Source organism: Lyngbya sp. PCC 8106, from assembly GCF_000169095.1.
In the GTDB taxonomy this organism is placed as follows: domain Bacteria; phylum Cyanobacteriota; class Cyanobacteriia; order Cyanobacteriales; family Microcoleaceae; genus Capilliphycus.
Map to the genome: position 1 here is coordinate 60036 of NZ_AAVU01000006.1, position 25825 is coordinate 85860.

The 25825-nt window shown below is 41.7% G+C and carries 29 protein-coding genes; 18 read left to right on the top strand and 11 right to left on the bottom strand.

Going from position 1 to position 25825, the window contains the following annotated elements; translation table 11 throughout:
- Window positions 1-227: 227 nt before the first annotated feature.
- From L8106_RS05960 to L8106_RS31975, 8 genes are read left to right on the top strand one after another with little or no spacing between them, the layout of a single operon-like run.
- Entirely contained in the window at window positions 228-1568 is a 1341-nt protein-coding gene (locus tag L8106_RS05960) for a hypothetical protein (protein ID WP_083798373.1), read from the top strand.
- Window position 1569: 1 nt separating this feature from the next.
- On the top strand, window positions 1570-2139 hold the full coding sequence (locus L8106_RS05965; protein WP_009783322.1) for an HD domain-containing protein: 570 nt from the start codon (window positions 1570-1572) through the stop codon (window positions 2137-2139).
- A gap of 18 nt (window positions 2140-2157) precedes the next feature.
- A complete protein-coding gene (locus tag L8106_RS05970; RefSeq protein WP_009783323.1) occupies window positions 2158-3429 on the top strand; it encodes an acetyl-CoA carboxylase biotin carboxylase subunit family protein in 1272 nt (423 codons plus the stop codon).
- 30 nt (window positions 3430-3459) lie between these two features.
- A complete protein-coding gene (locus L8106_RS05975) occupies window positions 3460-4536 on the top strand; it encodes a TauD/TfdA family dioxygenase (RefSeq protein WP_009783324.1) in 1077 nt (358 codons plus the stop codon).
- 29 nt (window positions 4537-4565) lie between these two features.
- Entirely contained in the window at window positions 4566-5504 is a 939-nt protein-coding gene (locus L8106_RS05980; protein WP_039895603.1) for a N(5)-(carboxyethyl)ornithine synthase, read from the top strand.
- 8 nt (window positions 5505-5512) lie between these two features.
- Entirely contained in the window at window positions 5513-6202 is a 690-nt protein-coding gene (locus L8106_RS05985) for an SDR family oxidoreductase (protein WP_009783326.1), read from the top strand.
- Between the two features lie 45 nt (window positions 6203-6247).
- A complete protein-coding gene (locus L8106_RS05990) occupies window positions 6248-7000 on the top strand; it encodes a class I SAM-dependent methyltransferase (protein ID WP_009783327.1) in 753 nt (250 codons plus the stop codon).
- Window positions 7001-7013: 13 nt separating this feature from the next.
- Complete coding sequence (locus tag L8106_RS31975; protein WP_009783328.1) at window positions 7014-7160, top strand: hypothetical protein; 147 nt, start codon at window positions 7014-7016, stop codon at window positions 7158-7160.
- 187 nt (window positions 7161-7347) lie between these two features.
- Here the strand turns inward: L8106_RS31975 and L8106_RS05995 are convergent, their stop codons facing one another.
- The 4 genes from L8106_RS05995 to bioB form a co-directional block, all read right to left on the bottom strand.
- Entirely contained in the window at window positions 7348-9609 is a 2262-nt protein-coding gene (locus L8106_RS05995) for a transglycosylase domain-containing protein (RefSeq protein WP_039895587.1), read from the bottom strand.
- An 86-nt stretch (window positions 9610-9695) separates the two neighbouring features.
- Complete coding sequence (gene lspA / locus L8106_RS06000) at window positions 9696-10205, bottom strand: signal peptidase II (protein ID WP_009783330.1); 510 nt, start codon at window positions 10203-10205, stop codon at window positions 9696-9698.
- 60 nt (window positions 10206-10265) lie between these two features.
- Entirely contained in the window at window positions 10266-10850 is a 585-nt protein-coding gene (locus L8106_RS06005) for a biotin transporter BioY (protein WP_009783331.1), read from the bottom strand.
- A 29-nt stretch (window positions 10851-10879) separates the two neighbouring features.
- Window positions 10880-11923 carry a biotin synthase BioB gene (bioB, locus tag L8106_RS06010; RefSeq protein ID WP_232228433.1) on the bottom strand — a complete coding sequence of 348 codons (1044 nt, stop codon included), beginning with the start codon at window positions 11921-11923 and terminating at the stop codon, window positions 10880-10882.
- Window positions 11924-12270: 347 nt separating this feature from the next.
- On the opposite strand from bioB, the gene L8106_RS34410 reads away from it, so the two are divergent.
- The 7 genes from L8106_RS34410 (at window position 12271) to pstB (ending at window position 18343) form a co-directional block, all read left to right on the top strand.
- Window positions 12271-12840: an RNA-guided endonuclease TnpB family protein gene (locus L8106_RS34410; RefSeq protein WP_009783334.1), complete on the top strand. Its 570-nt coding sequence runs from the start codon at window positions 12271-12273 to the stop codon at window positions 12838-12840.
- A complete protein-coding gene (locus tag L8106_RS34415) occupies window positions 12830-13438 on the top strand; it encodes an RNA-guided endonuclease TnpB family protein (RefSeq protein ID WP_369747951.1) in 609 nt (202 codons plus the stop codon). Before L8106_RS34410 ends, L8106_RS34415 begins: the two co-directional genes overlap by 11 nt.
- Before the next feature lie 176 nt (window positions 13439-13614).
- Window positions 13615-14763, top strand: coding sequence for a phosphate ABC transporter substrate-binding protein PstS (pstS, locus tag L8106_RS06025; RefSeq protein WP_009783336.1), 1149 nt, complete (start codon window positions 13615-13617; stop codon window positions 14761-14763).
- 215 nt (window positions 14764-14978) lie between these two features.
- A complete protein-coding gene (locus L8106_RS06030) occupies window positions 14979-15281 on the top strand; it encodes a substrate-binding domain-containing protein (RefSeq protein WP_009783337.1) in 303 nt (100 codons plus the stop codon).
- Window positions 15282-15513: 232 nt separating this feature from the next.
- Window positions 15514-16470, top strand: a complete 957-nt coding sequence (gene pstC, locus L8106_RS06035) for a phosphate ABC transporter permease subunit PstC (RefSeq protein ID WP_009783338.1) — start codon at window positions 15514-15516, stop codon at window positions 16468-16470.
- 78 nt (window positions 16471-16548) lie between these two features.
- The gene (gene pstA / locus L8106_RS06040; RefSeq protein WP_009783339.1) at window positions 16549-17439 is read left to right on the top strand and encodes a phosphate ABC transporter permease PstA; all 891 of its coding nucleotides are present in this window, start codon (window positions 16549-16551) and stop codon (window positions 17437-17439) included.
- 85 nt (window positions 17440-17524) lie between these two features.
- Window positions 17525-18343, top strand: a complete 819-nt coding sequence (gene pstB / locus L8106_RS06045) for a phosphate ABC transporter ATP-binding protein PstB (RefSeq protein ID WP_009783340.1) — start codon at window positions 17525-17527, stop codon at window positions 18341-18343.
- Between the two features lie 105 nt (window positions 18344-18448).
- Here pstB and L8106_RS06050 read toward each other — a convergent pair whose 3' ends face one another.
- Complete coding sequence (locus tag L8106_RS06050; RefSeq protein WP_009783341.1) at window positions 18449-18619, bottom strand: NblA/ycf18 family protein; 171 nt, start codon at window positions 18617-18619, stop codon at window positions 18449-18451.
- A 290-nt stretch (window positions 18620-18909) separates the two neighbouring features.
- Between L8106_RS06050 and L8106_RS32795 the strand changes: the two genes are divergently transcribed.
- The 3 genes from L8106_RS32795 (at window position 18910) to L8106_RS06060 (ending at window position 20784) form a co-directional block, all read left to right on the top strand.
- Entirely contained in the window at window positions 18910-19650 is a 741-nt protein-coding gene (locus tag L8106_RS32795) for a transposase (RefSeq protein WP_009783342.1), read from the top strand.
- Window positions 19622-20062, top strand: coding sequence for an RNA-guided endonuclease TnpB family protein (locus tag L8106_RS32800; protein WP_232228436.1), 441 nt, complete (start codon window positions 19622-19624; stop codon window positions 20060-20062). Before L8106_RS32795 ends, L8106_RS32800 begins: the two co-directional genes overlap by 29 nt.
- Window positions 20063-20190: 128 nt before the next feature.
- Window positions 20191-20784 carry a phycobiliprotein lyase gene (locus tag L8106_RS06060; RefSeq protein ID WP_009783344.1) on the top strand — a complete coding sequence of 198 codons (594 nt, stop codon included), beginning with the start codon at window positions 20191-20193 and terminating at the stop codon, window positions 20782-20784.
- 107 nt (window positions 20785-20891) lie between these two features.
- Here L8106_RS06060 and L8106_RS06065 read toward each other — a convergent pair whose 3' ends face one another.
- The 6 genes from L8106_RS06065 to kdpB form a co-directional block, all read right to left on the bottom strand.
- Window positions 20892-21986, bottom strand: a complete 1095-nt coding sequence (locus tag L8106_RS06065) for a sensor histidine kinase (RefSeq protein ID WP_009783345.1) — start codon at window positions 21984-21986, stop codon at window positions 20892-20894.
- A 326-nt stretch (window positions 21987-22312) separates the two neighbouring features.
- The gene (gene kdpC, locus L8106_RS06070; RefSeq protein WP_009783346.1) at window positions 22313-22885 is read right to left on the bottom strand and encodes a K(+)-transporting ATPase subunit C; all 573 of its coding nucleotides are present in this window, start codon (window positions 22883-22885) and stop codon (window positions 22313-22315) included.
- Window positions 22886-22926: 41 nt separating this feature from the next.
- Complete coding sequence (locus L8106_RS06075; RefSeq protein ID WP_009783347.1) at window positions 22927-23211, bottom strand: hypothetical protein; 285 nt, start codon at window positions 23209-23211, stop codon at window positions 22927-22929.
- A gap of 124 nt (window positions 23212-23335) precedes the next feature.
- A complete protein-coding gene (locus L8106_RS31980) occupies window positions 23336-23473 on the bottom strand; it encodes a hypothetical protein (RefSeq protein WP_009783348.1) in 138 nt (45 codons plus the stop codon).
- 2 nt (window positions 23474-23475) lie between these two features.
- Window positions 23476-23718, bottom strand: coding sequence for a K(+)-transporting ATPase subunit F (gene kdpF, locus L8106_RS06080; RefSeq protein WP_009783349.1), 243 nt, complete (start codon window positions 23716-23718; stop codon window positions 23476-23478).
- Between the two features lie 48 nt (window positions 23719-23766).
- Window positions 23767-25824, bottom strand: a complete 2058-nt coding sequence (gene kdpB / locus L8106_RS06085; protein WP_009783350.1) for a potassium-transporting ATPase subunit KdpB — start codon at window positions 25822-25824, stop codon at window positions 23767-23769.
- Window position 25825: the final 1 nt, after the last annotated feature.

Genomic DNA, 25825 nt, shown 5'->3' on the forward strand with positions numbered 1-25825 from the left:
GGCTGGCGGAATCGGGACTCTGTAATGGGTCGAAAGTCTGTGGACATGACGTAAGACGGGATATAACTAATGCGAAGCGCGTTGTGTACGCAGATGTGGATGAAGCAGAAACTTAAATCGTGAGATTTAGGAATCCCTTGCCTCTGCCGATGGGAGGATGTTAAGATTGAATATAGGCAAATTCCAGCATAATTAGTGAATAATTCTGATTTAAATAGAGGGATGCAGTGGCACGAATTCTCATATCTCAGCAGGAAATACAAGCCGCGTCAGAAGAATACGGCACTCCGCTGTACTTGTATAATCTCAATAAAATTAGCCGTCAATATTCCAAACTACGAGATTACCTGCCCCCAAATTTCAACATTCTCTATACTCTCAAGGCCAATAGCAATTTAACCATCTGCCATAGATTAGCTCAATTAGGATGTGGAGCAGATATCAGTTCGACGGGAGAATTGAAGGCAGCACTCAAAACAGGATTTTCAGCCCCACAAATTGTATTTACAGGGCCAGGAAAAACTAACTCAGAACTAGCAGCAGCAATAGAAGCAGGAATTGGCATAATCGTACTAGAATCAATAAACGAAGCTCGTCGTTTGAATAATTTGGCTCAAAAGTATGGTAAAAAGCAAGATGTTTTAATTCGGATTAACCCCTTATACAGAACAAATCAAAGTTGCGAAATTAGGGAAAAAGCAAGTAGTTGTGGGGCCAATGATACTAATAGTGTCCAGCCTAGTCTAACAATTCAAACCATCGCCAGTAGCTCTAGCAAATTTGGTGTAGATGAAAATAAAGCTATAGAAGAAATTGCAGCGATCAACTCTTTGGAGAATCTCAACTTAAAAGGTATTCATATCTTTACTGAAAGTAATGTCCTAGACTACCAACAACTATTAGCTTCTTGGACAAATACCATCAGTATAGCCAACAAAATTAATGACCAAGGTTATCATATTTCCCTGTTAGATTTTGGTGGTGGAATTGGTATACCTTATAATACTGTCGATCCTGAATTTGATATGGAATCCTTTGGTAAAGAGTTACAAAGGATTTTTGAGAATAATCCTTATTCTTATCATTGTATTGTAGAGATTGGGCGTTATCTGGTCGGAGAAGCAGGATGTTATATCACAGAGGTGGTTGACATCAAAGAATCTCTAGGGCAAAAATTTATTATTTTGGATGGGGGCGTCCACCAACTATTAAGACTGTCGATGAAACCAGCAAGCAAATATATGGAAGTGCTGGGAAAAAATGGTAACTATACTCAGAAAGCAACTCTGGGAGGAAAACTACCAACCCCCTTAGATATTATGGTGGAGGATGTGATGGTTCCAGAAGATATAGAAATAGGCGATCGCCTGGTCATCTATAATTGTGGAGCTTATGGGTTTAATCATAGTTTGACCAATTTTGCCTTGCACAATTATCCAGCAGAAGTAGCTTATAGTGACGGAGAAATGGAACTCATTCGCGAACCTGGAAAAATAGAAGATTTTTTCTTGAATCAAAAATTACCTTTTGCGACAAATCTAGAAAAAGAATTAATTACTTCTATTTAAGATGAAACAAGTTAAGTTTACAGCCATGGAAAATGGCGATCAACAAGATTACGATTTATTATGTGAAAGTTTTGAAGAATATACCTCTAACTTGCCAAAACGGATTTTAGATGGCCTCATAGAATTGAAAACAGCTTATGAAGGTTATCAAATTTCCCGTTACGAACATTCTTTGCAAACAGCTACTAGAGCATATCGGAATCAAGAAAATGAAGAAACTATTGTAGCAGCATTAGTTCACGATATCGGCGGAACTTTAGCACCTTATAATCATGGTGTATTAGCTGCTGCAATTCTTCAACCTTATGTCTCTGAAAAGATTTGTTGGATAGTCGAACATCACGATCTATTTATGAAGTATTACTGTGGACATTATCTAGGTTTAGACCGCTATGCTAGGGAAAAATATCGCGAACATCCGTATTATCAAGCGACTGTCGATTGTTGTCATAACTACGACCAAAATAGTTTTGACCCGAATTATGATACGCTCCCTTTAGAGTTCTTCGAACCAATGGTCCGCAAAATACTTGCTCGACCTCGCCATCATAGCCCTTATCTTGAAGAGTAGAAAACTGATGAAAATGTTATGGAACCTATCCCAATTTTAGTAATCTGTCCCAGACAAATAGATTACTTCAACTGCAAGACTATACCTGAAGCAGAAAAGTATGAATTTCATTTTCTGGATGCACCCTTAGAATTAAGTGGTTTTAGTCAAAGTTTTGATATGAAAAAATACTTGGAAGAGTGTCGTCAATATATTAAGCAGCACAATATTCAAGTAGTATTAGCAACTCGCGATATTCCCAGTTTATTGCAAGCACAACTGAGTCAAGAGTTCGAACATTTGCGAGGTCCGAGCGTCGAATCTTCTTTTTTATGTTTGCATAAATATTACACCCATCAACAGATTAATTTTCCCTCCAGCGAATATGCAATTTGTTTGTTAGAAACGGGAAAGAATTTATCTGAATATATTCAGGAAATAGATATTCCTTTTCCTTGGATAATGAAACCTTGTACGGGTGCTTGCTCTTCATCAATTTTGAAAGTTAATAATACTCAAGAAGCTAACAATGGAATTGAATTTTACCAAGAATTTGTGATAGATAATCTCAATTATTTATCACCCTTTTTATCAGCTTATTTAGACTCAGATAAATATCCACTGATTAATAGTAATTCAATTTTAATAGAAGAATATATCAACTTTCCTCATAAATGTTGTGTAGATGGTTGTGTTAGTAATGGAGAAATATTAATCTGGGGAATTTCTGATGGTCATTACTATTCTACTAAGCCAGAATGTTTTGCTGATTATACATTTCCTTCAACTTTACCTTTATCTATTCAAAAAAAGCTCAATCAAGGGTATAAAAGAATAATCGAAATATTAATAGAGTATGGATTTGACAATCAATTTGTTGATGTGGAATTTTTTGTTAGTAATAAAGGAGAGATTAAAGTTATGGAAATTAATGGAAGGATGATACCTATATCTACATCTCTATATCGTCAATGCTTAAATCATGGCGATCCTTATACTGCTATAATTTCAATTTGCATGGGGGAAAAACCTAAAAATCCTACTCTCAATGGATTGGTTGGCGGGATATTTTATCTTACTACTTTTGCCAAAGATATTGCTAAAAATTTATTTGATTTTGAACTAGCTAATCAATTTTCTAATCTGGAATTTAGGGCAAGTCCCGAACAGGAAATAACTGAAATTAGTGCTAGTGGTTTGACATTAGCAACAGTAAATTTAGTAGGAAATAGTTATGCAGAAATACACGAACAAGCAAATAATATTAGACGAAAACTTTTGAAACAGCCAGAATTTTCTCCTTGGAATTAATTCAGTGAACCTTAGTCGAGGAAAATTAAAATGACTACAACTAAAACCAAATCTTTTATTACAATCAAAAATAAACGTTTTCACTATATTTGGTTACGAGAAAATTGTCCGAGTTGTCGGTATGCAGCTCCTTACCAACAACTATACGATCCAAATATTAGCGATCGCCCAGAATACCCCCAACCTTTATCAGTAGAATTAAATGAGGAAACTTTAACCATTGACTGGGATGAAACGCCCGCTCACCGTAGCGTATTTTCTGTGGAGTGGTTGCTGAAAAATAGTTACGATCCTCAACCGGAATTAGAGTCAGACAACTACATTTTCTGGGAGAGAGCAAAACTAGAATTAAAACCCCCCCAAACATATAACGCCGAGACTATTAATAACGATGGTTGGATGGAGCAATTATTTAGTTTGGGATTTGTGATTTTAGAGAATATCCCTCCAGAAAAATTAGAATCTTTTCTGTCATCTATCGGTCCAATTTTTAATGCCGATTACGGGACAATAATGCCTCTGGAAACTAGAGATAAAACTACAGAATCTTTACCTTCCCGCGATGGATGTCCCTTACCTCCTCATCACGATTTAAGTTATTGGGGAGGACACCGCTTAGTCGAGTTTCTTTATTGTGTAGAAAATCAAAATTCAGGGGGTGAATCTACCTTAGTAGATGGTTTTCAGGTAGCTCAAGACTTTAGTCAAGATTATCCACAATATTATCAAACTTTGTTGGAAACTCCCGTACAATTTTGGTTAGTAGACAAAACACATCAATATCGGTTTTGTAATATCGCAACAATCTTGGAATGCGACAGATATGGGAACTTGACTACAGTCCGTTTTAGTAAAAGAAACTGTAGACCTCATTTACCTTTTGAGCAATTAGAAGATTTCTATCAAGCATATCATACTTTTTTCCACTATCTGAAAAAAAACGATTATAAACATCAGTTTCAGTTGAGATCACATAACTGTCTGCTCTTCCAAAATTTCAGAATTTTACACGGGAGAACAGCTTTCGATCCAGCACTAGGTAAGAGAAAGCTCAACTCAGGGTATGTTGATTGGAACTTCTTTGTAGGAAGAAGAAATTTTCAATAACAATAAATTTAATCATGGGAGGATATGAAATGAAAATTGCCTACATTAAACCTAGTTTCCCTAATGAAAAAAGAGTCGGTTTATTACCGCAACATTTATCCTACTGCAGTCTAGAAGATGAACGTAGATTTGAACAAGGTTATGGGGAAACTTTAGATATTCCCGATGCAGCTTATGGGAATGGTGCTGGTTATTCTAGAGAAAGTTTATTTGAGTGGGCAGATGTCATTTACTGCCTTAAAGTGCCTCAACCTGAAGATTACCAATACTTTAAAGAAAACCAAACTCTCGTGGGTTGGGTTCATCCCCTTGGTTCTGGGAAACATTTTATGGAAAACTGCGCCAAAGCGAAAAATATGACAGTATTTGATGTAACGAATCGTATTTCTATTCGTCACCATCAAGGAAAATCAGAAGTTATCAATATTCCGAGAGACATAACTCGCAAAAATAGTATCTTAGCGGGGTATGCTTCTACGATGCAAGCTATTACGCTGCGGGGTGGTATTCTAAAAGATAAGGTGGTTGCTGTTTTTGGCTCTGGTAATGTTGCTTATGGGGCAATGAAATATTTAGCTCAAAAAGGTATCGACCCATTGTTACGCAGGAGAAGCAATCTAGCTCTAATGCAGCGAGAATTTAGTAGTTATGATATTTTTATTAATGGAGTAGAAATTGATGAAGGAGAAAAAGCAATTGTTACCCAAGAAATGCTAGATTCGATGAAACCGGAAGCATGGGTTATTGATGTAGCAGCAGATGCAGGAAGAGCCATTGAAGGGACAAAATATACCTCAATCGATCGCCCCATCTACACCGACGAGCAAGGGCATACTTTTTATGTGGTTAATAATTCTCCATCTCTTATGTATCGAGAAAGTAGTGAAGCAGTAAGCGTTGGTTATGCCAAACATTTTTGGATGAAACCCATGAGTTATTGGCAGAGTGATTTCTGTATTGCTCCTTAATTATAATAATGTCTAAATTAATTCTGATTACAGGTGTCAGTCGGGGTCTCGGTCGCGCCATGACCGAGGCTTTTATTCAATTGGGTCATACTGTTATCGGTTGCTCTTTGAATAAAGAGGCGATCGCTGACCTAACACAAAAATTTGGCGAACCCCATCATTTTACATCAGTTAATATTGCCGACGAAATGCAAGTCAAAAATTGGAGTCAAGCAATAAGCTCAAAATATGATGCTCCAGACTTAATTATTAATAATGCTGGCATCGTACACGAACTTGCACCCTTGTGGGAAATAGAAGGGCAAATTTTTGATCGCGTTATTGATATCAATATCAAAGGAGTGGCTAATGTTCTCCGGCATTTTTTACCACAAATGCTCCCTAAAAGTCAAGGAGTAATTGTTAATTTTAGTGCGGGTTGGGGACGTTACACCACTGCTAATGCGGCACCTTATTGTGCTAGTAAATGGGCAATTGAAGGATTGACCAAAGCACTATCACAAGAGTTACCTCTAGGCATGACCGCAGTTTCTTTGTGGCCGGGAACCATCCATACAGATACCCTAGAAACAATTTATGGAGACGAAAAAGCTGCTAAGTATATCCAACCTCAAGATTGGGTGAAAATTGCCGTTCCTTTTCTGTTGCAAATTGGAGCGAGCGATAATGGGAAAGCTTTGGCAATTCCGACAGGATAAAAGAGTCATTATTGCTAGACAAAATTATTAATAAATTTTAACAAAATGTCAACAAACTTTCAAATTCGCTTACCTGATAATATCGAAAATTTACCAATTAATGAAGAATATTTTTTCATTACAGAAAACGACAAAGAGCGTCGGTTAAAACTCCACGATTATGCTGAAGTTTATCGCATTCCTGGACTTTATAATTATCTTGCTTTAGAAAAACTCCATTATCTATCGCCTGAAGTTATGGCTTCTCTATTAACCGAGAAATTAAAAAATAGCGGTGAGTCGGTGGAGGAGTTAAAACTATTAGAGTTAGGAGCAGGAAGTGGATTATTTGGTCAAGCAATTGCCAAACGGGGAGTAACATCTATTATTGGTATTGATATCGTTCCCGAAGCTGCTGAAGCGACTCGAAGAGATTGTCCAGGAGTTTATGAAAATTACTTTGTGGAAGACCTGACTCAATTATCGACAGCAACTCACGATATTCTCAAACAGCAAAAATTAAATGGTTTTGTCTGTTGTTCTGCTTTGAGTGAAGGTCATATTCCGGTAAAAGCTTTTGCGACCGGAATGAACTTAATTAAAGATGGAGGTTGGGTGTTATTTAACGTAGCAAAAACCAGTTATGAGTGCGAAGAAAATTGCCCGGAGTTTGTCAATTTTTACCGTCAAGCAGTGGAAAAAGATTACTTAAAAATACATCGGACAAAATCCTATCTCCATCGTCGTTTTTTTAACGGTCAACCGCTAGAATATGTGGCAATTTTAGCAATAAAGGAAACAGATATTCCCATAGTTTAAAACAGAAAAGGAGATGGACGTAGAATTTTTAAAATCAATTTTCGAGAAGAGATTTGCCGTTCCCGATAATTATCAGGTTGCAAAATTAACCCCCCAGCAAATGGAGAATTTAGGGACGGTAAAATCGGATTTGTGCGATCGCATGGAACTCCACTTATAGCAGGTCGCACTGGTATATTTACAAATGCCCCGAACGAAGAATAGCCAAAAGCCTGACTAGATCGGCATTTTCTTGCCTATTGCCTATTGCCTATTGCCTATTGCCTCTTGCCTAGTGCGAAGCGCTATAACTTATCTAGAAAAAGAGCAATATTTAAGAGGTTATGTTTCTCCAGGAAGTCGAACTTTTACTGAATACCTAACACCTGACCCATATAATCTTTCCACAACTGAGCCGCATTTGCACTACTCCCATTCGTGGGAGAGTTATCATCATTTCCCAACCACACCCCTGTTGTTAACTTATATTCCGGTACAAACCCAATAAACCATAAATCCACATTATCATCAGTCGTTCCTGTTTTCCCCGCTTCTCCGACTCCGAGAGAGGCATTTTGTCCGGTTCCATTTCTAACAACACCCTGCAATAATTGAGTCATGGTACTCGCAACTAAGGGCGGTAAAACTTGAGGGCGAACCGGATTTTCGCGATCATAAGAATAAATCACTCGACAGGTGGTAATATCATTAAAATCAGTGCAATCGCTACTATCTAAAATGCGTTTAACGGTATGGGGACGATTAAATGATCCCCCATTCGCAATTGTCGCAAACGCCCCAGTCATTTCCAACAACGTCACTTCACTTTGACCAATTACTAACCCCGGCACCGCTTTGAGTTGAGAACGAACCCCCAAACGTTCCGCCATACGAATCACTGAATCTAAACCCACTTCTTGAGCAACTCGCAAAGCGGTAACATTTTCCGATAATGCCATCCCTCGATACATATCAACACTCCCTTGAGATCGATCACACCCTCGAAAGCTTTGACCTCTCCAAGTTAGAGGGGCGCAGGAATAGCTACTTCCAGGGGGAATACCTTGATCTAAAGCAGCAGCATAGGCAAAAATCTTAAAGGTCGATCCCGGTTGACGTAGGGCTTGAGTCCCCCGGTTAAACTGACTTTGTTGATAGTCTGGTCCGCCCACCATCGAAACCACTTCCCCGGTTATCGAGTCTAAAGTGACAAGCGCACCTTGAGAAAAGTCAGCCGTCGCACCTGTAGAATTTAAAGTATTACGAAGGGAATTTTCCGCCTGTTTTTGTAAGTTGGAGTTTAAAGCTGTTTCAACAATAAAGTTTCCTTCTCGGGCTAGTTGTTCGCCTAAAAGTTGCTCAATTTCCGTGAAGACATAATCATAGAAATAGGGCGCAATCGTGCTTTGTAAAAGTTCTTTCGCTTTGGGGTTAATCTCAATCCGCGATCGCCTGGATCGATCGGCTTCTTCTTCGCTGACCATTCCCAATTCTAACATCCGGCTAATGACGCGATCGCGATATTGTACTGCTAGCTGATAATTTTGAATCGGGTTAAAGGTGTTGGGAGCGGGTAAAATTCCAGCCAGGGTTGCGGCTTCCGAGAGCGTTAACTCTTTTGCGGATTTGTCAAAATAAAACTGAGCAGCATCTTCAAAACCGTACAAATCTAAGCCTAAATAAACCTGATTAAGATAAGTCAATAAGAGCTTTTCTTTGCTGTAAATTGTTTCTAACTTTAACGCTACAATTGCTTCTCGTAGCTTCCGAGTCGCCGAATCTTCTGTTCCGACATAATCGCGAAACAAAGTTCTGGCTAATTGCTGGGAAATCGTACTTCCCCCTTCCCGAATCGTTCCCCCTTCCACGTTCGTCAAAAAAGCCCGAGTAATCCCAATCGGATCAACGCCTAAATGCCAATAAAAACGACTATCCTCAGAAGCAATCACCGCTTTGGGGAGATATTTAGAAACATCTGAAAGTTGTTGAACTTCTAAATGGGCGTTATTACTCGGTTGACGCAAAGGACGGTTATCCTCAGAAAACACAATTACAGGCCCAGTAATGCTTTTAGGAAGGGGACGCACCGTGAATTTTTGCCACTCCACCAACACCAACAAAGTCGCCGAAGCCGTCATCCCACACAGACTGATAAAGCCATACCACAACAAACGACTGTACCAAGGGGGCGGATCAACATACTGGAGTCTGACTCCATTGGCGAGTTCAGGTGGCCCTAAGGTGATTGTATCTCCGTGACGTAGGGGAAGTTGACCAATACGACGCTGCTTTAGATAGATGCCGTTGGTGGAATCTTCATCTTGAATGAAAAATTTTCGGGATCTCGATCGTCCATAACTAACCAAACACAGATGGACTTGACTGACAACCGGATTTCGCACCACGATATCACAAGAACGAGATGAACGTCCTAAGATATAGCGATCGCCAAGTAAAGGATATACATCGGCGGTATCAGCATCTGCGTTTTGTACCCAAAGTTCAGGGACTTTGGCATTGGGTTTGAGAATCAGCCGAGAAAAGTTGACCTTCGCATGAAGGGTCTGAACAACTTGAGTGATTGCACCCAGAAGGGTTTTCGGCTTCTGTGGAGGCTTCGTTGATGTCATACTGAGCGATCGGCAAGCAGGACAAGGCGTTTCACTCATTTTACTCACAAGTGCGATAAGTTGTGGAGTTCTGCTTCTCTCCACCCTTAAATGTTCCCAGAGGAGGGGTCACTGGGGGGATGCCTTGGGTGTTCGTGAATAAACATGGCGATCAGTAAACAAATAATCCCGATATTAATCGAGACATCGGCTAAATTAAAGATGGGAAATTGAATCAGACGAAAATCTAAAAAGTCAACGACATGACCGGAGATAAATCGATCAATTCCATTCCCTAATGCTCCTCCTAAGATTAAACCATATCCGGTTTGTTCCCATCGAATAAATTGCGGCCCCCACCAAGCCAGCGCCATTAAACCTAGACTAACTCCTAGCGATAACCACCGCAACCACGAGACTCCGCCATTACTAAATAAGCTAAATGCTGCTCCAGTATTGATGACGTAGGTGAAGTGAAAAACGTCTGGCCAGAGTGGAATGGTTTGTGGAGGGCTGGTCAATTCTAAGGTTTGAAGCACCCAAAACTTAGTGGCATGATCGACAATTAAACTGAGAATTGCAGCGATCCAAAAAATCGGATTTTTTTGAAATTTCATAAAAGGGGAACCCGGAACACAAAGCAAAAATTTAGTCTATATTTTGACCCAATTTTTGATTCAATAAAACATTAACCCACGCAACACATAGGATAACACGCTAATTGCACAGGTGACACCGAGTTGACCGGGAAGCGGATACAGGGAATATTTTTGAATGGCTTCTGTTAACAGTAGATTTTGAGTGGCAACTCCCTCAAATAAATAGTTTAAGATTAAATAGGTTAATCCTACTCCATGAATCATCAGTAAACCACAAAAGCAGCTAAAGGCTAAAAGTTCTAGTTTTGGGGCGGCTTTAAATGCTAGCGTTCCACAGATCCAACCCCCAGGAATAAAACCGAGTAAATAACCAAAAGTTGGTTCTTGTAAGTAACCAATTCCTCCGCCTTCCGAAAAAACAGGTAATACGGTTAAACCCAATACTACATAGGCAATTTGTGAGATGGCGGCTGCATTTTTCCCCCCCATACAACCTACTAATAAAACCGCCCCAATTTGATAGGTCACTCCCAAAGAATAGACGGAGATTTCTTGTTGTTCCCATAGCCAAGACGGATCGGCGGCAAAGGCTTCTAAAAATGTGCCACCAATCGTTAAAAGAACACCAATAATTGCCCATAGCAATTCTAAGGGAGGAGTCATTACAGTTAACAGTGAACAGTTAACAGTGATCAGCTTTGAGAGTGAACTGGGGCTTCTCCTCCCTCCAATCCTAAAGACTCTAGCATGGCTTGATCTTGTTCAGGAGACTGACCGAGCGTGGTTAAATAATGTCCGATTAACATGGCATTTAGCCCGGATTTTAATCCCAGGCTTTGTAGTTCTCCCATGACGGCTTCTCGTCCTCCTGCGTAGCGCAGAATTTGTTTGGGGAGAATCAGACGAAAAATGGCGATCGCTTTTAAGGCTTCGTAGGGATCGAGTTTAGGTTGATCGCCGAGGGGGGTTCCTTCTCTGGGGTTTAATAGGTTGAGAGGAACAGACTCGACTTCGAGTTCCCTCAAGGCTAGGGCGAGATCGACTCGATCTTCCCAGGTTTCTCCCATACCGAGAATTCCCCCTGTACAGGCTTGAATTCCTGCATTTTTGAGGGTTTTGACGGTTTCGATGCGATCGCGCCAACTGTGGCTACTGACGATCTGGGGATAGAAGTTTTCTGAGGCTTCTAGGTTGTGGTTGTAGCGAGTTACGCCTGCTTCGGCTAAAGCTGTCGCTTGTTCGGGTGTGACTTCTCCCAGGGCGCAGCAGGGTTTAATTTGGGTTTCACTTAGAATCTGCTTGACGGTTGCTAAAATTTGTTCAAATTCGCCGGACTTCGGGCTACTATATTTGGGGCCTCGTCCTTGAGAAACTAAACAGAACCGTTTGGCACCTGCGGCTTCGGCTGCTTTGGCTTGGGCTAAAATGTCTTCAGGGGTTTTTAAGCCATAAACCGGAGAATTTTCGCCGGGATGATGAGAGGACTGAGAACAAAAGCTACAGTTTTCTGAACAGTTTCCGGACTTGACGTTGATGATGCTACACAAGTCTACAATATTACCACAACAGGCTTGACGAACGCGATCGGCCGCTTGACACAGGAGCATAATCTCGTCTTGAGTTTTGACTTGTTGAGTCAGAGCGAGTGCTTCTGAGCGACTGATGGGATCACCTGCAATGATTTGATCGGCTAAATCATTGAGCCAGATTTGAAAATCGGGTAATGTTCCCCGCACTGGAACCTGATCGTGATCGGGGACCTTGATCTCGTGAGAATGGGTTGAGAGTGGGATTTGAACCACGTTACACTTTTTTAGTTTGCAATTTTCATTCAAATTTTATCATCGTACCATCTTCTCAGTGATTACTCGTCAATAGATGTGTGATTCAACGTCTTGATTCTGATTTTTTCTAAATGTCTCCTGAAAAACCATAGAATATGGCTTTTAACTGAAATTGCCGGAATTCCCCATCCCCTCGTGGGTGGGGATGAAAGGCAGGTCAATCAAGCGGTTCGATGTCGCGCAGATTTACAACGATCCACCGAACTTACCATCAATCTTTTCCGTGCTAAATTCAAGTTATGAGAAACGTTGTCAAGGTCAGAATCTATCCAACCACTGAACAGCAAGTAGCCTTATCAAAGGCGTTTGGCTGTGCTAGATGGTGGTGGAACCACGCTCTGAACCTAAATAACGAAATTTACAAGGTAACTGGGAAAGGATTATCAAGACAGGAATATAACAACCGCTTACCAGGACTCAAGAAGGAGTTTCCTTGGTTGGCTGAATGCTATTCTCAGGTGCTTCAGTCTGTGTCCCTGAATTTATCTCGGGCTTTTATCAACTTCTTTGAAGGTCGAACGAAATATCCCAACTTCAAAGGCAAGCACGGCAAACAATCAATCCAGTATCCGCAGCACGTCAAGCTACTAGATGGAGTAATTAAGCTCCCTAAGATTGGTGAAGTCAAAGCAAAGCTTCACCGTGTTTTTGATGGCAAATTGAAAACCGTTACCGTCAGCATGAACAAAACTGGCAAATACTACGCCTCTTTGCTCTTTGACGATGGATTACCTGAGCCTGAGATAAGCAGTCAGGGCAAGGTGATTGGTATTGATGTAGGATTAACCCCCGATCGCAATTACATCTGACGGCTCAAAGTTTGACAACCCCAAGCCGTTCACAAAACGAGAGAAAAATCTAAAACGTAAACAGCGCAAACTTTCCCGAAAACAGAAGGGTTCAAAGCGTCGAGAAAAAGCAAGACGCATCGTAGCGCGAGTGCATGAGCGAATCGCCAACACTCGCAAAGACTTCCAGCACAAACTCTCTCGCAAATTGGTGAACGAAAACCAAGTCATCATTGTAGAGAATCTAGCAGTTAAAAACATGATAAAAAACCACAATCTAGCGAAAGCAATTAGCGATTGTGGCTGGTCTGAATTTACCAGACAGTTAAAATACAAAGCAGAAAAAGACGGGAAAACCTACCTTGAAATTGGTCGATTTTTCCCGTCTAGCAAGACTTGTCATGTATGCCTAAATCGAATTGACAGCTTGCCGCTTGATATTCGGAGTTGGGAGTGTTACAACTGCAAAACTAAGCACGACAGAGACATAAATGCGGCTGTAAATATTCGAGACGAAGGCTTACGGATATTAGCGTTGGGAACCAGCGCTACTGCCCAAGGAGGCAATGTAAGACCAAAACGGGGGCGCAGGGCCATCTGTAGAGGCGGTTGCTGTTGAGTTGGGAAGCTCCGTCCCCTTGTGGGCGGAGTAGTTCACGTTCAGATTACTTATTGAAGATGCCCTTCTCGATTAGTCATTCTAATTAATCTTTAACCTTTTCTTTACCTTGATTGAGTAGGGAGACGTTATCCTCTATGGTATTCGTGCAGTCATACAAAAGAATCCCAATCCTTATGATTTTTCGTCTCAATCAAATTAATCTATCCAATGTAATCACCAAAATTTCGGCAGCGGCTCTCGTTGTGAGTCTCGGGGCTTGTGGAGGCGGTACTGATACTGCAACCGACACAATGGGTGGTGATACAGGTTCTACAGGCGGTTCGGGCGGTGAAGTAAAACTGGTTCTCAACGAACAAGTCAACCTCGTCGGTGCAGGAGCGTCTTTCCCCGCTCCCTTGTATCAGCGTTGGTTCCAAGAATTTTCTCAAGATACCCAGAACTTACAAATTGACTATCAGTCTGTTGGGAGTGGTGCGGGAGTTGAGCGGTTTACCCAAGGGCTAGTACAGTTTGGCGCTAGTGATGTCGCCATGAGTGATGAAGAAATTGCCCAAGTGGACAGAGGCGTTTTAATGCTGCCCATGACCGCAGGAAGTATCGTTCTCGCTTATAATCTTCCCGGTGTAGACGGAGAACTGAAGCTGTCTCGCGACAACTATGTTAATATCCTGCTTGGTAATATCACCAACTGGAGCGATCCGGCGATCGCTGAAAATAACCCCGACTTACAACTCCCCGATCAGCCGATCACTGTTGTTTATCGTTCAGACGGGAGTGGAACCACAGGAGTCTTTACCAAGCACCTAAGCTCCATCAGTGAAGATTGGAAAAATTCTGTTGGTGAAGGAAAAACAGTACAGTGGCCTACAGGAATTGGTGGTGCTAAAAATGATGGTGTAGCCGCTCAACTTACCCAAACTCCCGGTGCAATTGGTTATGTGGAATTTGGTTTTGCCGAAAGCGCTGGCTTACCGATGGCTTCTTTGGAAAACCAATCTGGAAATTATATCCAACCCACTAATGAGGCGGCTTCCAAGACCCTCGAAGCCGTAGAATTACCGGGTGATTTACGAGCCTTTATTACTGATCCCGCAGGGGCTGAATCCTATCCGATTGTGACCTATACTTGGTTGCTGGCTTACAAAGAATATGACGATCCAGAAGTTGCCAAATCCGTTGAAGCGATAGTAGAGTACGGTTTAACCGCAGGTCAAGAAATCGCTCCCCAATTGGGTTATGTCAAACTCCCTCAAAACGTTAGAGAGAAAGTTGCACAACAAGCCGATCAACTGACTCCTGATTACCAAATTAATGTAAATTAATAGAGTAATCCAAGAATTGAGTAGTTTTGAATCAGGTCAGTCTAGACTTAGCTAGCTCATAGAGACTTAAAACAAATAGCCTTAGCTTCGCAGACCCATTTTCCTCACTTTCATTCGGTCAATAACGAACCCTTGATCAACCTCTAAATGATGGTTCTACCTACTAGCGATATCCGAGATAGCCCGATCTGACAACAAGTCAATAGAGTCGGGGAGTGGGTGCATCTTTTCCTGCATCGTTCTATCAACGTTGGGTTCAAGAACTCTCTCGAAAAACCCGAAATCTGCAAATTGATTCTCAGTCTGTCGGGAGTGGCGTGGGGATTGAGCGATTTACTCAAGGATTGGATGAACAAATTGCTCGGGTTCGAGGAGGTGTTTTCGGGTTGCCAATGACAGCAGGGGGTATTGTTTTAGCCTATAATCTCGCGGGTGTGGAGAACCTGAGATTGTCTCAGAAAAATTATGCTGATATCTTTCTGGGTAATATCAGGAGAGGATTTAAGGGGATTTATTGATATAGGCTAGTCAAACTTCCCCAAAATCAGAGACAGAGAGTTGCAGAAGTTGCACCCCATCCCCCAGACGTCGAGATTGAAGTCAAGTACCGCATCTATCTATCAAGTCAGGCGAGGTTGAGTGAGTGAATTGATCGTTTAGACGACCTCCCCCTAACCTAAAAATCTTGATCTCTTTCGTACAATTTATCAGGAAAACAAACACAGAACCCCTAAAATTAAACACTGAATTATGGTTGAACCTGTTGATAATATTCTAAATGTTGGACGATCTCGCACGAAAGCCGAGAAGCAGTTTGACTCCGGTTTTATTTGGCTAACGCGCATTTTTGCCTGGGGGATTGCGGTAATTTTGCTTTTAATTGCATTACCCATTGCTCAACAAGCCCTTCCTGCTTTGCAAAAGTTTGGGTTAGGGTTTCTATTTACCAGTGCTTGGGACCCTCCTAATGAAAATTATGGGGCTTTTCCGATGATTTATGGAACCATCGTGAGTTCCTTGATTGCCCTATTGATTGCGGTTCCTTTAGGTTTAGGGACTGCGATTTTTCTGAGTGAGGATTTTATCCCTCCTAGTGTTCGCCGGATTTTAACTTTTCTTGTGGAACTCCTGGCTGCAATTCCCAGTGTGGTTTATGGTTTATGGGGAATCTTTGTCTTGATTCCTTTCCTACGACCTATTCAGATGTTTTTCTACAACACTTTGGGCTGGATTCCTTTCTTTAGTACCCCTCCAGCAGGGCCAGGGATGTTTCCGGCGGGTGTGATTTTGGCGATTATGACTTTGCCGATTATCACCGTGATTGCTCGGGATTCTCTGGCGAGTTTACCTCCAGATTTGCGACAAGCTTCTATCGGACTCGGGGCGACTCGTTGGATCACGATTTTCCAGATTTTAATTCCAGCGGCTTTTTCTGGGATTGTCGGGGGCGTGATGCTAGGGCTGGGGCGAGCCATGGGAGAAACGATGGCAGCAACGATGATTATTGGGAACTCCAACCGAGTCAATATTTCTCTATTTGCACCGGGAAATACGATTGCTTCTTTGATGGCAAACCAGTTCCCGGAAGCTTCGGGCTTACAAGTTTCAGCTTTAATGTATGCCGGAATTGTACTTTTTTTACTGACTTTACTGGTTAATGTTTTGGCTCAGTTGATTGTCAGCCGAGTTCAATCTAAATACCAATAATTAAAGTCACAGTGGGTAATTTATCCCTGATTTTCTGAGGCTTAAAGTTGTTTATCAAAAGAGATTCTCATTGTTGTTATGTCAAATTATGATCAAGCTTATACTGATTCTGGCGCGAAAGCTTTAATCCGCAATCGCAGTCGTCCCCGAGATATTTTAGACATCATCATGACAGGTATTTCTGGGGCTTGTATCGCTTTGACGGTGATTCCGTTATTTGCGGTACTGTTCTATGTTTTACTGAAGGGAGCTGCTCGTTTTAATCTGGCTTTATTTACTCAGTTACCTCCCGTTGCGGGTCAAGAGACAGGGGGAATTGCCAGTGCAATTTTAGGCACAATTATGGTGGTTCTAATTGCAACTTTGATTGCTCTTCCGTTTGGAGTGTTAGCGGCAATCTTCCTCTCGGAGTTTAGCGGCGGAAAGGTTGCTCAGTCGATTCGGTTTGCGACGAATGTGATGAGTGGAGTTCCTTCAATTATTGCCGGAGTTTTTGCCTATAGTTTAATTGTTCTGACCGTTGGACAGTTTTCTGTGATGGCAGGAGCAATTGCTTTGGCTGTTTTGATGTTACCCACGATTGTCCGAACCACAGATGAAGCCCTACAAATTATTCCTCAAGATATTCGAGCCGCATCTGTCGGTATTGGAGCATCCAACTATCAAACGGTTTTACAAGTGGTACTTCCGGCAGCGATTCCGGCAATTTTAACGGGTGTCACTTTAGCAGTTGCTCGGGCGGCCGGAGAAACGGCTCCTCTATTATTTACTGTGGTTTATACGAACAACTGGCCAAGAGGCCCTTTTGCCCCGACTCTACCTTCGATGGCATACCTGATTTACGAATTTGCTAGAGGCTTCGATAAGACGTTACAGGAATTTGCTTGGGCTGCTTCTCTCGTTTTGGTACTATTGGTTTTATTGACCAGTGTTTTATCTCGCTGGGCTTCTGGCAAAAGTGATTATTAAGGTCGAAAAATCAATAAATCCTCAAAATTTTACATCGGGATGCGTGACTATTAAACCCTCAACAATTTATAGGAATTAAAATGCAATGATGGATTATAGCAAGCCAACAACTAACGATACAGAAACGGTTCTACAAGCAGAGAATTTAGACGTTTTTTACGGCGATTTTAAAGCGGTTCGGGGTGTTTCTCTAAATATTCCGAAAAATAAGGTGACTGCGTTTATTGGCCCTTCTGGATGTGGTAAAAGTACAATTCTTCGCTGCTTTAATCGCCTCAATGATTTGATTCCGATTTTTCATTTAGATGGGAAGATTTACTATCAAAATAAAAACCTCTATGACCCTGATGTTGACCCCGTAGAAGTCAGACGTCGTATTGGGATGGTTTTTCAAAAGCCAAATCCGTTCCCGAAGTCAATTTATGACAATATTGCCTATGGGGTGAAGGTGAACGGACTGGCGAAAACAAAAGAACAAATGGATGAAATTGTAGAGCGATCGCTCCGTCAAGCGGTACTCTGGGATGAAGTTAAAGATAAATTGGGTCAAAGTGGGTTTGCTCTTTCTGGAGGTCAGCAGCAACGTCTTTGTATTGCTCGTACTGTTGCGGTGAACCCCGATGTTGTCTTGATGGATGAACCTTGTGCTTCTCTTGACCCGATTTCTACCCTTTCGATTGAGGACTTGATTCACGAACTCAAGGAAAATTATACTATTATTATCGTCACTCACAATATGCAGCAAGCTTCACGGGTTGCAGATATGACGGCTTTCTATAACGCTAAAGCCATTGAAGGGGGTAAGCGTTTTGGGTATTTAGTTGAGTTTAATGATACCCAGAGTATTTTCCAAAATCCCCAAGAAGAATCTACACAACAGTATGTGAGTGGTCGTTTCGGATAAAACCGCAAACTACAGTTTTACTCTCTCTGCCTCGCTCTTGAGGTGGGTTAATAGAAGTCAGAAGCACGATGTCCTCTGACTTCTTTTTTGTGTTGTTCTTCAACTCTATTCAGGATTTTTCATCCAGTGACGCATCAAATTATCTTTAACCATACTTTGGCGTAAGACTTCTAGCAAATAGTCTTGAGCTTCTTCTAAACTAAGGTCTTTAACTTGCTCCCGTAGAATTTGGAGTTTGAATTGTTGCTCTAAACTAAGATTTCCAGGTGCTGTCATTGTTTTCTCCTCTTTCGGTCAACTTGAACCTACGATTATCAGCAGGTAACGTGTTGCCGTCTATCCTACTGATCTCTTATTGTAAATTATCGTAACAACTGCTTGACAATCTGTCCATAATGCACAATTTACAACTCATATTGTTTGCAAAACTTTATGGATTAGTCTCGACAGCCTTATCATCTAGATTTCGGCAGAAGACCCACGCCATAAGTCTGAGTTGGCGATGGGAGGAATGCCGCTTCCACATAAAGTTTACAAAAACCCCGTGCTTGAGATATTGTAGGGGTATGACTCAAGCAATAACGGTCAAATGCAAGTTGATAGTCACACCAGACTTGACCCAATCGGTCGATGAAACTTTGGTGGGATTTTCCGATGCTTGTAACCAAATATTGCTCGAGGCAAAAGAACAGAACTGTTGGAACACAACCAAGCTGCATCACCTGACCTACAAACCAGTCAGAGAGGCGACGGGGTTGAAAGCTAACCACGTTTGTCAAGCCATCAGAAGGGTTGTTAACCAACACAAAACCACCAAACAAATTCACAAGTTTCGACCAACAAGTATTTCCCTTGACGCGAGAACATTCAAATATATTGAGTCCTTGCAAAAAGTTGGAGTCACACTTAAGTCGGGACGGGTCAATTTTCAACTCAAAATTGGTGGCTATCAAATCGCATTGCTTAGAGGTCAACTCCCCACAAGTGCCACGCTTTCTAAGAGTAGGAATGGCAACTATTACATTAATATAGTAGTTCAAGTTCCCATTCAACCCAAAGGGAAAACTCCGAAAGTGTTGGGTGTCGATTTGGGGCTGAGAGATATTGCAACTACTTCTACAGGAAAAACCTGGAACGGAAACAAACTTCGAGCAACTCGAAATAAATTTGTCCGCGTCCGTGCTTCGATTCAATCCAAACGCACTAAGTCGGCAAAACGCTTGCTTAGAAGGCTCTCTGGAAAGGAATCGAGGTTTCGGGCATTGGGTCAATCACAATATATCCAAACAGCTTGTACAAGAGGCTGAACAACTTAACTCGGCAATTGCTTTTGAAGACTTGTCGGGTATTCGACTGAGGACGAAAGTTAGGAAGAAAACCCGAACAGAAATCAATAGTTGGGCTTTTTACCAGTTGAGATTGTTCACAGAATACAAAGCTCGTATTGCTGGAATTAGTATAATTTTGGTTGAGCCGAGATCTACCTCTCAAACCTGTTCGAGATGTCACCATATCCATCCCCAAAAAGGAAAGTCTTACCGAAAAGGAAAGGTTTTTAAATGTGGTTTTTGTGGCCTTGAACATGATGCTGATGTCAATGGGGCGTTAAATATCGCTCAACTTGCTGAAACTTGGCAATTTCTGTCTAGCCAAAGTTTTCAAGATGGGGCTGCCGTAAATCCGCCTGAAATCTCGACCTATTCCTGTCAGTTAGAGTGACAGCTTTTGTTATTCTCCGATGGGATTGGGTTAGGGATAAAGCCCACGTCATAAGTGTTTACACGTTGGCGTTGGGTAGTTTACAGAAAAGGTATCAACCTAAAAAATCAATCAAAGGGACTATCTGCATGGATGCAATGCAATTCTTTCGACAGAGTGCCGGACAATGGCAGTCACTGCGAACTACTCATCATCTCGCCTTTAGACAAGCCGAAAAAGGCAATTCTAAAATCAACGTTGAGGCCCTCGATGCCGATGATCCGAAAGTGATTGAAATCTGCCAAATGCACGACGTTGATTCAGCGATCGCTGCCGGGGGTGCTTATGTCACTTGGAATGGTGAGATGGCTTGGGATAAAGAGGATGAAAATCACTCCGGTTCGACGGTTTTTGCAATTGTTCCTGATCTCGATAACCCTCGCAAAGGCCGAATGTTGCGAGAACGAGGGTATGCGGAAATTGTTCCAGTTGTCGGACAGTTTGAGATGGATGAAGATGATGCTTTAATCTTGGTGACTGAATATGAAACTATGAGTTCTATTGAACGCTTTTGGTTTGCCAGTCCAAATGTCAGAATGCGAACCAGTGCTGTCAAACGGTTCGGTGGGTTTAATACTTCTACATTCTGTACAGAAATTCGCCTTGAGGAGACAGACTCAAAGGCTTCTTCTGAGTCTGAAAATGCAGAAAATACAGCCTTTTATTCTGCTTTAGGTTGGTAGTTTACAGTTTACAGTTTACAGTGACCAGTTTTTTCTATGAAAAGTTTACAGTTATTTCAGGGATAAGCTATCAATTTATTCACTGGGAACTGTTTACTGTTAACTGGTCACTGTATAAACCCGCCCTCTTTTTCTTGATTTTCTGTGGCGATGATGTGAATATTAATATCGGGAAGCGATCGCATTAAACGCTGAATAATTGAGCCTTTAAAAAACAATTGCCAGCGAGAACGATGGGTTTCACCGATGACGATTTGAGTAATTCTTTCTGTGCGGGCGACTTCTATAATTGTATCTAAAACATTCGTTGATTGAACTCGAACAAATTCTCCATTAAATTCTTTACAAAGTCGTTCGCAGGTTTCGACATGAAGGCTATCTTCTTTTGATAAAAACAGATTGGGATTATCAACAAATAAAGCGTATAATTGGGCGTTCATGTAGTTGGAAACTCTTGCGCCTCGCCGCAAAAGTCTGATAGAATTAGGATAGGTGGAAATACAAACTAAAACCCGTTCGCGGATATTACAATAATTTGATTCACTTCCATTGCCACTTTCTTCAACATTATCTGCAACTTCTCGCAGTGCTAATTCCCGCAACGCGATTAAATTTCGCCGTTTAAAAAAGCTATTTAGGGCTTGATCGATTTTATTGGGAGCGTAAATTTTTCCTTCTTGTAAGCGTTCTTGTAGCGTTTCTGGGGTAACATCAACCACAACCACTTCATCGGCTTCATCCAACACAGAATCCGGAATTCGTTCTCGAACCACAACTGCTGAAATGCGAAAGACCAAATCATTTAAACTTTCCAGGTGTTGAATATTAACCGTTGAGAAAACATCAATCCCTGCGGCGATAATTTGTTCCACATCTTGATAACGTTTGACAAACTTTGAACCGGGAATATTGGTGTGAGCGAGTTCATCGACTAGCACCAGTTGAGGCCGTCTTTCTATTATCCCATTGGTATCCATTTCTGTCAAGTTTCGATGGGATAAAATCACATTTTTGCGAGGAATTAATTCCAACCCCATCGCTTTATTTGCAGTTTCTTCTCGTCCGTGCGTTTCTAACAGTCCGATAACCACATCTATTCCATCTCGTTTGAGAATTTGGGCTTCTTCCAACATCCGGTAAGTTTTACCAACACCGGGTGCCATTCCAATAAAAATTTTGTGTTTTCCGCGACGAAGTGACACTTTATTTTTTCCTGTAAACTTAGACTGTCAATTCATACTTTAATTGTAGGGTGCATCAAACAATAAATGTTTTAGCCTCAAAAAAACCTTTGTAAATTTGATCCACCCTACTGGGGGTTTAGGTGCATCAAACAATAAATGTTTTAGCCTCAAAAAAAACCTTTGTAAATTTGATCCACCCTACTGGGGGTTTAGGTGCATCAAACAATAAATGTTTTAGCCTCAAAAAAAACCTTTGTAAATTTGATCCACCCTACTGGGGGTTTAGGTGCATCAAACAATAAATGTTTTAGCCTCAAAAAAAACCTTTGTAAATTTGATCCACCCTACTTTTGATTTAAAGCCAAATTCAACTTGAGGACATTAACGCCCGGTTCTCCGAAAATTCCGAGAAAGCGTCCGTCGGTATTTTGAACAATTAATTCTTGAATTTCTTCGGGAGAAACTGAACGGGCTTGTGCGACTCTTGCAACTTGAACTTGAGCCGCTTCTGGGGTAATATGAGGGTCTAAACCCGAACCAGAAGCATAAACTAAATCAGCAGTGGGTTTAATTCCGGCTTGTTGAAGTCGAGTTTTTTCCTGTTGAATTCGGGTAATTAAATCAGGATTAGTAGGTGCAAGATTACTCGCGCCTGAAATTCCTGTCGGGGCGCTATCTTCTCCCTCACTATAATTAACACTGCTTGGACGACTCCAAAAATAGCGCTCAGAAGTGAAAGATTGTCCGATTAAAGCAGAACCAATAATTTCACCTTGAGCGTTATTAATTAAACTTCCATTGGCTTGATAGGGAAAAGCAACTTGACCGATAATTAGAAGTAAAGCTGGATAGAAAATTGCGGTGATTACCCACAAAATCAACGTGTTACGAACTCCAATCATTAATTCTGAAATCATGTTTTGAACTCCTATTAGGTTAACGACTCGGAAATAGAGACTTAAGCGAGATTAAAAAGTTTGTGTTTTTGGGTTTGATGGCGTCGCAGTCTCCGAATATTTTTAAAACGGGTGATACGACTGGGGAAATAATGTTCAGAGGTGAGAGTCTGTTCAAAAGCAACAGCATTTTCAACAGATAAGCTTGGGGAAGGGATAACGGAATTATTCATCGGTTCAATAAACGCCAATTGACCGATTGTTAATAGACTCAATGGATAGAGAATCAACAGAACAATTCCCCGGATTATAGTATTGTGAATTCTGGTGATAAATTGTTGAATCATGAGATTGACTCCTTTTCAACGAACGAAGATTGTTAGAGGTAAATTTCAGGTGCGTAAAACAGTTTTACTCTGAATTTATGAAGAAAAAACTGTGTAATTTTTCGCACCCTACGACCAACAACATTTAAGGTTGGGTTTCGTGTAAATATTGTTTGGGTTTTTGACGGCGTTCGATGCGGCGTTTTCTGACATCGGAAAGTCGGCGTTTGAACCGAGAAAAGCGAAGAATTTCACGAAGTTCTAGAAGTAATTGTCTCAACATGATTAAAACCTCTCGGGTTGAACAATGACAACAAATAGATAAACAGCAAGTCCGATAACGACTAATCCTAAAAGTCCTAAAGCATAGGCGGAACCCTTAGCAATATTGTTGTTAGTTGCTGCATAAACGAGCGGTGCGAGAACAATATTGAAACAAAGGGCTAAAAACACACTGAGGGAGAGTTTTCGATGTAAAAATCGACTCCAAATTAAATCAGAGGTTTCGAGAAAAGAATTGAGTTTCATCGCTTGTAGGGGCGCTCTTGCTTGCGCCCAGATAAATGTACAAATCAGTTACGCTAAACCAATAGCCGCAATCGCCACATCAATAAATTTGATAGCGATAAACGGTGCAATCACACCCCCAAGACCATAAATTAAGATATTGCGTTGTAACAATTGATTGGCCGTTAATGGACGAAATTTAACCCCCGTTAACGCCAACGGAATTAACGCCGGAATAATCAACGCATTGTAAATCAAAGCCGAAAGAACCGCCGAATTCGGACTATTTAAACCCATGATATTTAACGCCCCAATTCCCGCACCCGCAAACATCGCCGGAATAATTGCAAAATATTTTGCAATATCATTCGCCACCGAAAAAGTCGTTAAAGCACCGCGAGTAATTAACAGTTGTTTCCCAATCGTAACTAAATCAATTAACTTCGTCGGGTCCGAATCTAAATCCACCATATTCGCCGCTTCTTTCGCCGCTTGAGTTCCCGAATTCATCGCCAAACCGACATTTGCTTGGGCTAAAGCAGGCGCGTCATTTGTTCCATCACCCGTCATGGCGACTAACTTTCCTTGGGCTTGTTCTTGTTGAATAACTTGAATTTTTTCTTCGGGTGTAGCTTCGGCGATAAAGTCATCAACCCCCGCTTCTTTAGCGATAACAGACGCCGTAATGCGGTTATCTCCGGTTAACATTACAGTACGAACTCCCATCCGACGGAGTTGATTAAAACGTTCGCGAATTCCGGGTTTGATAATATCTTTGAGGTAAATTACGCCGTAAATTTCGTTATCGCGACAAACCGCCAAAGGTGTTCCTCCGAGTAACGAAACCTTCTCGTAAGCTGCATTTACATCCTCCGAAGGTTGTCCCCCTCGGGAACGAACAAACCCCCGTATCGCGTCTACCGCGCCTTTACGAACTTCGCCCCCGTCGGGTAAGTCGGTTCCGCTCATCCGAGTCCGGGCGGAAAATTCAACTCCTGTGGCTTTTTTTATGTTAAAATATACTTGAGCGCCCATTCCTTCGGCTAACCGCACGATGGATTTTCCTTCGGGAGTGGTATCAAAAATACTAGCGGCGAGGGCGACTTCGGCGACATCTTCCACGCTGTATCCATCGACGGGAATAAATTCTTCGGCGAGTCTATTTCCTAACGTAATGGTTCCGGTTTTATCTAATACTAAAGTATTGACATCGCCGCAAGCTTCCACCGCCCGTCCTGATGTTGCAACTACGTTAAATTGGGCGACTCTATCCATTCCCGCAATGCCAATTGCACTTAAAAGTCCGCCGATGGTTGTCGGAATTAACGCGACTAATAATGCAATTAACAGGGTGATGCTAACGGAACTATTGGCATAAAACGCAACCGGGGGAATGGTTGAAATAACAATTAAAAAGACTAAGGTTAGAACCGCCAATAGAACCGTTAAGGCGATTTCATTGGGGGTTTTGCTGCGTTCGGCCCCTTCAACTAAAGCAATCATCCGGTCAATAAACCCTTTTCCGGGGTCAGCCGTCACACGGATAATTAGTTCATCAGAAATAATCCGCGTTCCCCCTGTGACTGAACTGGCGACATCCGAACCCGCTTCTTTGAGGACTGGTGCAGATTCTCCAGTAATCGCCGATTCGTCAACCGATGCCACACCCTCCAACACTTCACCATCGGCGGGAATCACGTCCCCGGCTACAACAGATATGCGATCGCCTTGTCTGAGGTTGGTCGAGCTTACTTGTTCGATTGTACCATCTGGGAGCAATTTTCGCGCAATAGTTTCGGATTTTGTTGATCGTAACGCATCGGCTTGGGCTTTTCCCCGTCCTTCGGCGACGGCTTCTGCAAAGTTGGCAAAAATAACGGTAAACAGCAGGATAACCGCAATTAGCCCGTTAAATAAATAAAGATTGTCTCCCGTTACAGTACCGAATAAATTGGGGTTTACGGTTAGTAAAGCGGTGATTATTGTTCCCACCCAAACCACAAACATGACGGGATTTTTTGCCATGATGCGCGGGTGAAGTTTAACGAAAGCTTGTTTGAAGGCGCGTTGATATAAACCCGATAGATTGGGTAACGGATGGTTTGGTTTGGAGATTTGGGAATTCATG

Coding starts and splice junctions, on each gene's coding strand:
- L8106_RS05965 (WP_009783322.1), top strand. CDS start 1,570: ATGAAACAAGTTAAGTTTACAGCCATGGAAAATGGCGATCAACAAGAT.
- L8106_RS05970 (WP_009783323.1), top strand. CDS start 2,158: ATGGAACCTATCCCAATTTTAGTAATCTGTCCCAGACAAATAGATTAC.
- L8106_RS05975 (WP_009783324.1), top strand. CDS start 3,460: ATGACTACAACTAAAACCAAATCTTTTATTACAATCAAAAATAAACGT.
- L8106_RS05980 (WP_039895603.1), top strand. CDS start 4,566: ATGAAAATTGCCTACATTAAACCTAGTTTCCCTAATGAAAAAAGAGTC.
- L8106_RS05985 (WP_009783326.1), top strand. CDS start 5,513: ATGTCTAAATTAATTCTGATTACAGGTGTCAGTCGGGGTCTCGGTCGC.
- L8106_RS05990 (WP_009783327.1), top strand. CDS start 6,248: ATGTCAACAAACTTTCAAATTCGCTTACCTGATAATATCGAAAATTTA.
- L8106_RS31975 (WP_009783328.1), top strand. CDS start 7,014: ATGGACGTAGAATTTTTAAAATCAATTTTCGAGAAGAGATTTGCCGTT.
- L8106_RS05995 (WP_039895587.1), bottom strand. CDS start 9,609: ATGACATCAACGAAGCCTCCACAGAAGCCGAAAACCCTTCTGGGTGCA.
- lspA (WP_009783330.1), bottom strand. CDS start 10,205: ATGAAATTTCAAAAAAATCCGATTTTTTGGATCGCTGCAATTCTCAGT.
- L8106_RS06005 (WP_009783331.1), bottom strand. CDS start 10,850: ATGACTCCTCCCTTAGAATTGCTATGGGCAATTATTGGTGTTCTTTTA.
- L8106_RS34410 (WP_009783334.1), top strand. CDS start 12,271: ATGAGAAACGTTGTCAAGGTCAGAATCTATCCAACCACTGAACAGCAA.
- pstS (WP_009783336.1), top strand. CDS start 13,615: ATGATTTTTCGTCTCAATCAAATTAATCTATCCAATGTAATCACCAAA.
- pstC (WP_009783338.1), top strand. CDS start 15,514: ATGGTTGAACCTGTTGATAATATTCTAAATGTTGGACGATCTCGCACG.
- pstA (WP_009783339.1), top strand. CDS start 16,549: ATGTCAAATTATGATCAAGCTTATACTGATTCTGGCGCGAAAGCTTTA.
- pstB (WP_009783340.1), top strand. CDS start 17,525: ATGATGGATTATAGCAAGCCAACAACTAACGATACAGAAACGGTTCTA.
- L8106_RS06050 (WP_009783341.1), bottom strand. CDS start 18,619: ATGACAGCACCTGGAAATCTTAGTTTAGAGCAACAATTCAAACTCCAA.
- L8106_RS32795 (WP_009783342.1), top strand. CDS start 18,910: ATGACTCAAGCAATAACGGTCAAATGCAAGTTGATAGTCACACCAGAC.
- L8106_RS06060 (WP_009783344.1), top strand. CDS start 20,191: ATGGATGCAATGCAATTCTTTCGACAGAGTGCCGGACAATGGCAGTCA.
- kdpC (WP_009783346.1), bottom strand. CDS start 22,885: ATGATTTCAGAATTAATGATTGGAGTTCGTAACACGTTGATTTTGTGG.
- L8106_RS06075 (WP_009783347.1), bottom strand. CDS start 23,211: ATGATTCAACAATTTATCACCAGAATTCACAATACTATAATCCGGGGA.
- L8106_RS31980 (WP_009783348.1), bottom strand. CDS start 23,473: ATGTTGAGACAATTACTTCTAGAACTTCGTGAAATTCTTCGCTTTTCT.
- kdpF (WP_009783349.1), bottom strand. CDS start 23,718: ATGAAACTCAATTCTTTTCTCGAAACCTCTGATTTAATTTGGAGTCGA.
- kdpB (WP_009783350.1), bottom strand. CDS start 25,824: ATGAATTCCCAAATCTCCAAACCAAACCATCCGTTACCCAATCTATCG.